Origin of the sequence: Streptomyces sp. NPDC006739 (genome assembly GCF_042869815.1) — a bacterium.
In the GTDB taxonomy this organism is placed as follows: Bacteria; Actinomycetota; Actinomycetes; order Streptomycetales; family Streptomycetaceae; genus Streptomyces.
The window spans coordinates 265513-272418 of sequence record NZ_JBIAGM010000013.1; the positions used below are offsets into that span (position 1 = coordinate 265513).

The window sequence follows — 6906 nt, forward strand, 5'->3', positions numbered from 1 at the left end:
TCGCGATCACCGCCGTATCGGGGCCGATCGGCCCTGGTGGGCGAGCGGCTTCGGTGGTGTGCTGGTAGTGGCGGGAAGGACCCGTAGGAGACGTGGAGAAGCGGCCGGCAGCCGCTCACCGCGCAATCGGGATCCGCGAGAAGCGGGAGACGAGCCCTTCCCGTCCAGTCATGCCATGGCCGCGCCGTCGGCCCCACGCGCCGCGGCGACCCTATGCCGGACGATCTCGTCCTCCACCCGCTTCACGAGGATGTCCACCACGGCGTTGACGGGTGGGGACAGCCCCGGTCCGACCGAGGTGTCGGCGGCCTCGACGGCGTACGCCACCAGGTGACCGGGCAGCCAGCCGGTTTGGCTCCCAGGCCACCTCGACGGCTTCGCCGAGTCCGCGTGCAACCATGGCGTTCGGCCGGTGCAGTCGGCGGGCGCCTAGTTCCAGGCGGGTGGATGTGGCCGGGGTTCCCCGGTCGGGTGCGCGCGGACTCCAGGACGACGGTCAGCTCCGTGTGGTCCCACAGCTGGATCAGCCGTCCCGGATCGAGGTCGCACTCCGCGAGTACGGTGCCCGGCCGGAAAGACCTCTCCAGCGCCCGCTCGCGCAGGCGGGACAGCACCGCCCGGCTGACCCCTTCGTCGTGCCGGGACGGGTCACCGACCGCCATGACGGCGATGCGCGTGGAGACGCTCATGATCGTTCTCCCTCCACTGCGGGTGCGTCCAGCGTGCGTGGACCAGCGGGCGGGACGCACGGGGCCGAAGAGTCCCGACAAAGGGCCGGGGCGGCCCATTCGAGTGAGCGGCACCGGCTCGGTTCGTACGGGGGCCGACCCGGCGACGCACCGCGCGGTATGAGCCGAAGGGCCCACGGCCCGGTCCGGGCAGCCCGTGGCGTCGGCGGCCGAGGTCGCGCACGCTGGGATCGACAGCCCAGGAAGGGAGTCGGTGCGATGACCTCCGCGACCACCATGAGCACGGCGCTCGAGCCCGTGCACCGCGAACGGCTGATGCGCCTCGCCCGCGAGGTCTCCTTCGAGGCCGGGACCCGCCTGTTCGAGGAGGGCCGGCACGCCGACCGCTTCTGGATCGTCCGCACCGGAACCGTCGCCCTCGATCTGCAGGTGCCCGGCCGCCGCCCGGCCGTGGTCGAGTCACTCGGGCACGGCGAACTGGTCGGCTGGTCCTGGCACTTCCCGCCGCATCTCTGGCATCTGGGCGCCGAGGCGATGACCCCGGTGCGGGCCTGGGAGTTCGACGCCGAGGCGGTGCGCGGGATGTGCGCCGCAGATCCGACGTTCGGGCGGGCCGTAGCGGTGTGGGTGGGACGCGTGGTCGCCCAGCGGCTGCACGCCACCCGGGTCCGGCTGCTCGACCTGTACGCCCCCTACGGCAGCGGTGACCTGTCGTGACCGCGCGCACGCTCCGTCCGGCCGGACGGTCATGGGAGGACAGCATGGACAGCACCCCCCACCGGGTGAGCGACGTGATGACGCATGCCGTCGTCGCGGTGGGCCGCAAGGCCCGGTTCAAGGACATCGTCGAACGCATGGAGCAGTGGAAGGTCAGTGCCCTTCCCGTGCTGGAGGGCGACGGGCGGGTGATCGGGGTGGTCTCCGAGGCCGACCTGCTGCCCAAGGAGGAGTTCCGGGACAGCGATCCTGACCGGTTCACTCAGCTGCGTCGGCTGCCCGACCTGGCCAAGGCCGGGGCGGTGTCCGCCGAGGAGCTGATGAGCAGCCCGGCCGTCACCGTCCATGAAGACGCCACGCTCGCCGAAGCGGCACGGATCATGGCGCTGCGGCATGTCAAGCGGCTGCCCGTGGTGAATGCCGAGGACGTCCTCGAAGGCGTGGTCAGTCGCGGGGATCTACTGAAGGTGTTCCTGCGTCCCGACAACGACCTGGCGGACGAGATCCGACGCGACATCATCGATGTTCTCTTCCCGGCCCCGGTCGAGCCCGTCCACATCGTCGTCAGCGACGGTGTCGCGACCCTGACGGGACGCGTCGGGGACGCCGCGCGGATTCCACTGGCCGAGCGCCTGGTCCGGGGCGTGGAAGGGGTCGTGGGCGTGGACTGCCGACTTACCGCCGCCGACTCCGACGCCGGGTGACGCCCTCGGCGCAGCCGATCGGCAGGCGTCGATGCGTCCGACCGCCCAACTCACTCGACCGTGGGGCTGAGCTTTCGCTGCGTCGGTACCGTGGGACTGCGCCTTGGGCCACGGCCCCGTGCCTGCTGATGCCGGGCCTGCCGCGGCCGGCATTGCCGATCAACCTCTGCCGCCGCTCCGCTTACGCCACTCGGGTCCGACCTGCTCCCACTCCTCCTCCCACTCGGCCAGGCGCCGCCGAAGGAGCCGCGTACGGATCAGCCAGCCGCCGGCCCAGACCGTCGCACCGGCCAGCGGTGCCACGAGGGCACCGGTCAGAACCACCTGCAGCGTCGCCCCTGTCCCACTGGGAGGCGGGGAGACGATCCCGCCAGTACGGTCCGCCCACACGGTGAGCCTGCTGCCCACATGGGAGCCCGGGAGGACCTTCGCCTGCCCGGTGTGCACGTTGCCGACCGCGTCCGTCCAGCGCACGGCGGCCCACACCCGGCCGTTGTCGTATCCGCTGCCGCCGGAGGGGGTCTTCGCCGCGTCGTCGGTGAGTACAGCCGACACGGCGTGCACCTGAGCCCGCCGGGCGGCGAACGCCGAGTCCGTGGCCTGCGCCGCCACCACGCCCGCGAGCACTCCTCCGAGGAGCGCCAGGGCCCAGGTGACGAGCACGATCCAGGCCTCGACGACGTCACTGTGCCGCTTGAGCGGGTTGTGCCCCCAGCGCCACAGCCTCACCCGTGTCACGGTCATGGGAGGTGTCCGTGTCATCGGCCCGCCCTCCTTCGCCTTGCGATCTGCCTCCGTCAGGCAGGGGCCGGCCGTTGCGGGTCCGGCAGGTCCGGGTCGAGGTCCGGATGGCGGGGCGTGCCGCCGAGCGCACAGTGCACGTCCACCACGCCCGCGACGGATCGCGCGAGGCGGGCGGCGAGCGGAATCAGAGCGGTTTCGCGGACCCGGCCGGTGAGGGTCACGACACCGTCGCGCACCTCGATCCGGATCGCTCCGGCGTGTGCGCCGAAGAGCCGTGCGACGACCTCGTGCCGGACGTCCTCGGCGATGTCCGAGTCGTCCCGCAGGAAGACGCTCAGCAGGTCGGACCGGCTGACGATGCCCTGCAGAGTCCCGTCGGAGCCGACCACCGGCAGCCGCTTGACCCTTCTGCGAGCCATGACGCGCGCGGCGTGGGCGAGGGTGGCGTCGGGCGTCACAGTGACAGCCGGAGCGGTCATCAGCTCACCGGCGGTCACCGCGTCCGCCTTGCGGCCCTCCGGCCCGTACCGGCCCGCGTCGCCCTCGCTGTACTCCTCCTTGGGCAGCAGATCGGCCTCGGAGACGACGCCGACGACGTGTCCACGGTCGTCCAGCACGGGGAGGGCGCTGACCCTCCACTCCTGCATGGTCCGCACGATGTCTTTGAAGACCGCGCCCGTGCGCAGGGCGACGACCCTGCGGGTCATCACGTCACTCACGTCGGTGGGAGTGCCCTTCATGGCGTCCTCCAGGGAGCCGAGGTGCCGTCTTACGACGCCTTCAGGCTGCACCGGCGAGCGGTCGCGGAACATGGGCCGAGTGGGCCGTCCCTGGACCCCTTGCCCGTGTGGTCCGCCAACACGGCCTGCCGGACTCCGCCCCCGCGCCAGGGAAGTGCCCGCTTCCTACGTGGGGGGCAGGGGTACCCGCCAGTGCAGTGTGGCACCGCCCCCGTCGGGGCTGGACACGTGGAGGTGCCCGCCCGGCTGCTCCGTGCGCTCGGCCATGTTGCGGGCCCCCTATCGGCATGGGCATGGCGAGCGATGTTGGTGAGGACCTCGGAGATTGCCGACCACGAGGTGGTCGGCAATCTCCAGCGGGACGCTGGTGTCGAGCAGGCTCTCGAGGCGGACGCTGGGCGTGAAACCCAGCACCGAGGTCTCACGCCGACAACGTCTACGGCCCGGGCCCGCAGCCCGAAGATGGTCGAACAGATGATCCTGATGGTCTCGTCCAGGTTCTCCACGGCCCGCAGCACCCGCTTGGCGGCCTCGGGATGCTTGATGAAGCGGCCCACACTCTGGAGTGTCATGCCGGTCGAGGCGCTTCCAACTGCCCGTGTCTGTGATCCGCCAGGAAGGGCGCCGCAGTCGTGCACCCGAAAAGCTCTCGGTAGCGTCAAGCCACTCCCGGCCGTGACCGGCCGCCTGCTTCCGGGGCAGAACGGGGGACCGCCGAGATCGCAGCCTGTTCCCGGAGTGGGAACGCACCACCTCTGCGAGCGCCGCTTCCGAGACGGAGCCGGCAACTGAGGGCACGGCTGACCTGCCGTCCGCGCATCGCCTGCCCCGCCACAGGCGCCTCGCACGTTTGTTCGCGGAAGGCGCGCGGCTCGCTGCCAGGTCAGGCCGGGCCGTGGAGTGCCGACCGAGTCGATGGTCGTCCTACCTGCTCGATTCGAACATTCAAGCGGGGTCCTCCTCCGTGACAGGCCGATGGCGGCTTTTCGGGCGCATGCTGGAGGGACCAAAGGGAGTTTTCCGCCCGAAGGGAGTCCGCGTGGACGAGGGCACGGGCGCTACGCGGCGTACCGGAGACCAGGTGGCGCCCCACATCCGGTTGGACGAGCAGCTGGAGGAGATGCAGGCCCAGATCACACGAGTGCGTACCGCCCGGGAGCGGGTGCTCGGACTGCTGGAGGCGGTTCTGGCTGTCGGGACCGAGCTGGATCTGGGTGCGGTGTTGCGGCAGATCGTACGGTCCGCGGTCACCCTGGTCGATGCCGAGTACGGGGCGCTGGGCGTACTGGGCGAGGAAGGCGGCCTCAAAGAGTTCATCACGGACGGGATGGACGAGGAGACCCTCGCCGCGATCGGGCACCGTCCAGAAGGTCGGGGAATCCTCGGGCTGTTGATCCGCGAGCCGCACTCGCTGCGGTTGGCCGATCTCAACGAGCACCCGGACGCCGCTGGTTTTCCGGCCGGGCATCCGCCGATGCGAACCTTCCTGGGCGTTCCCGTCCGGGTGCGCGAGGCGGTGTTCGGCAACCTGTACCTGACCAACAAACGCGGTGGGGCCGAGTTCGACACAGATGACGAGGCGGTGCTGGCGACGCTGGCCGCGGCGGCCGGGGTGGCGGTCGACAACGCCCGGCTGTACGAGGCGGTACAGCGCCGCGAACGCTGGCTGACGGCCAGCAGCGAACTGACCAGCAGCCTGCTGTCCGGCACCGCCCCGGCCGAGGTCCTGAACTCCTTCACCGCCACCATTCGCGAGATGGCCGACGCCCATCTGGTCGCCCTCGCCGTGCCCGTCCCCCGCACCGGCGACCTGGTCGTCGAAGCCACCTCCGGCCAGGACGCCGACCGCGTACGCGGGCTGGTCCTGCCGGCCACCACGCTGGCCGCGAAGGTCTACACCTCCGGCGAGACGATCACGACCGACGACTGGAACTCCGACCCCCGAACCGAACACGACACCGCCCTCATGTCCCTGGGGCCGGTCTTCCTCGTCCCGCTCGGCACCCCCGAACACGTGCGGGGCGTCTTGCAGGTCGCCGGTCTTCCGGGCCGATCCGCCTTCACCGACGCGACCGTCGCCATGATCGCCGGATTCGCCAACCACGCCGCTCTCGCCCTGGAGATCGCCGAGCACCGCCGCGCCGCCGAACAGCTCCTGCTCCTCGGCGACCGCGACCGTATCGCCCGCGACCTGCACAACCTGGCCATCCAGCGCCTGTTCGCCGGAGGAATGACCCTGCAATCGGTCCTCGCGCAGGTCTCCGATCACCCGCAGGCCGCGGAGCGCATCCAACAGGTCGTGGACGACCTCGACGACACCATCAAGATCATCCGGTCGACGATCTACGCTCTGGGACAGCGTGACAGCACCGGGCATACGCGCCTGAGGACGCGTCTGGTCGCGGAGGTCGGCGCGGGCGCCGCGACTCTGGGTTTCACTCCCGCCCTGCGTATGACCGGCCTGCTGGACACCCTCGTCGCCGACGCCATGGCCGACCAGCTGCTCGCCGTGCTCCGCGAAGCCCTCGCCAACGTCGCCCGGCACGCCCACGCCACCGCCGTGAACGTCACCGTCGAGGCCACCGCCACACACCTGAGGCTGCAGGTCTCCGACAACGGCCACGGCGTCGACCCGGCTCGCAGCACCCGTCGCAGCGGACTGGCCAACCTCCACACCCGTGCCACGGGACTCGGCGGAGTCCTCACCATCGCCCCGCACCGGCCCACCGGCACCACCCTTGACTGGACCGTCCCCCTCCCCGCGGACAAGGGCTGACCCGGCGTCGTACGGAGGCCGGCACGGTGGGGGCCGTTCGACCCATGCAATCCCAGTCCCCGACGAGCGATGCTGGAGACACGGCCGGTCCTCAGGTCGTCACGGCCTTCGGTGCCCGGTCCGGTGAATCGCGCTCCTCGCGACGGGCCACGAGCACATCACAGAGTGCTCGCTCCCCTTGGCGTCACGTGCTCCGCCGACCCATTTTCAGGACCTCGCGCGAACGCCGTGGTCCTCGTCCCGAGGAGCCTTCCATGCAAGTCCTGATCGTTCTCATCGTGGTGGTCGGCCTCCTGGCCCTCGTGGCGCTCGCCATGGCCGTGAAGGTCGTCAAGCAGTACGAGAAAGGGGTGCTGTTCCGCTTCGGCCGACTCGTCGGAACACGCTCCCCCGGGCTGCGGTTCATCATCCCGTTCGTCGACGCCCTGCACCGGGTGTCGCTGCGGGTCGTCACGATGCCGATCCAGTCCCAGGGCATCATCACCAAGGACAACGTGAGCGTCGACGTCTCCGCCGTGGCCTACTTCCGCGTGGTC

The 6906-nt window shown here is 70.8% G+C and carries 7 protein-coding genes and 1 pseudogene; 4 read left to right on the plus strand and 4 right to left on the minus strand.

The window, feature by feature from the left end; all coding sequences use genetic code 11:
• Positions 1 to 168: 168 nt before the first annotated feature.
• A complete protein-coding gene (locus ACFYMM_RS26075) occupies positions 169 to 327 on the minus strand; it encodes a hypothetical protein (protein WP_388390529.1) in 159 nt (52 codons plus the stop codon).
• 620 nt (positions 328 to 947) lie between these two features.
• On the opposite strand from ACFYMM_RS26075, the gene ACFYMM_RS26080 reads away from it, so the two are divergent.
• Both ACFYMM_RS26080 and ACFYMM_RS26085 read left to right on the plus strand, forming a co-directional pair.
• Positions 948 to 1406 (plus strand): Crp/Fnr family transcriptional regulator, encoded by a 459-nt coding sequence (locus ACFYMM_RS26080; RefSeq protein WP_388390531.1) that lies wholly within the window; start codon positions 948 to 950, stop codon positions 1404 to 1406.
• Positions 1407 to 1450: 44 nt separating this feature from the next.
• A complete protein-coding gene (locus tag ACFYMM_RS26085) occupies positions 1451 to 2110 on the plus strand; it encodes a CBS domain-containing protein (RefSeq protein ID WP_388390532.1) in 660 nt (219 codons plus the stop codon).
• 159 nt (positions 2111 to 2269) lie between these two features.
• On the opposite strand, the gene ACFYMM_RS26090 is transcribed toward ACFYMM_RS26085, so the two are convergent.
• The 3 genes and pseudogenes from ACFYMM_RS26090 to ACFYMM_RS26100 form a co-directional block, all read right to left on the minus strand.
• Positions 2270 to 2872, minus strand: coding sequence for a hypothetical protein (locus ACFYMM_RS26090; RefSeq protein WP_388390534.1), 603 nt, complete (start codon positions 2870 to 2872; stop codon positions 2270 to 2272).
• Positions 2873 to 2907: 35 nt separating this feature from the next.
• Positions 2908 to 3594 carry a CBS domain-containing protein gene (locus ACFYMM_RS26095; protein ID WP_388390556.1) on the minus strand — a complete coding sequence of 229 codons (687 nt, stop codon included), beginning with the start codon at positions 3592 to 3594 and terminating at the stop codon, positions 2908 to 2910.
• 165 nt (positions 3595 to 3759) lie between these two features.
• Positions 3760 to 4175: pseudogene (locus ACFYMM_RS26100) on the minus strand (histidine kinase); the annotation flags it as partial.
• 539 nt (positions 4176 to 4714) lie between these two features.
• Here ACFYMM_RS26100 and ACFYMM_RS26105 point away from each other — a divergent pair.
• Positions 4715 to 6370, plus strand: a complete 1656-nt coding sequence (locus ACFYMM_RS26105) for a GAF domain-containing protein (RefSeq protein ID WP_388390558.1) — start codon at positions 4715 to 4717, stop codon at positions 6368 to 6370.
• A 254-nt stretch (positions 6371 to 6624) separates the two neighbouring features.
• Positions 6625 to 6906, plus strand: a 282-nt coding sequence (locus tag ACFYMM_RS26110) for an SPFH domain-containing protein (protein ID WP_388390536.1), incomplete at its 3' end; no start/stop codon positions are given.

Bases quoted from the DNA above. Each gene is read 5' to 3' on its own strand.
- ACFYMM_RS26080 (WP_388390531.1), top strand. From the start codon at position 948: ATGACCTCCGCGACCACCATGAGCACGGCGCTCGAGCCCGTGCACCGC.
- ACFYMM_RS26095 (WP_388390556.1), bottom strand. From the start codon at position 3,594: ATGAAGGGCACTCCCACCGACGTGAGTGACGTGATGACCCGCAGGGTC.
- ACFYMM_RS26105 (WP_388390558.1), top strand. From the start codon at position 4,715: ATGCAGGCCCAGATCACACGAGTGCGTACCGCCCGGGAGCGGGTGCTC.
- ACFYMM_RS26090 (WP_388390534.1), bottom strand. From the start codon at position 2,872: ATGACACGGACACCTCCCATGACCGTGACACGGGTGAGGCTGTGGCGC.
- ACFYMM_RS26085 (WP_388390532.1), top strand. From the start codon at position 1,451: ATGGACAGCACCCCCCACCGGGTGAGCGACGTGATGACGCATGCCGTC.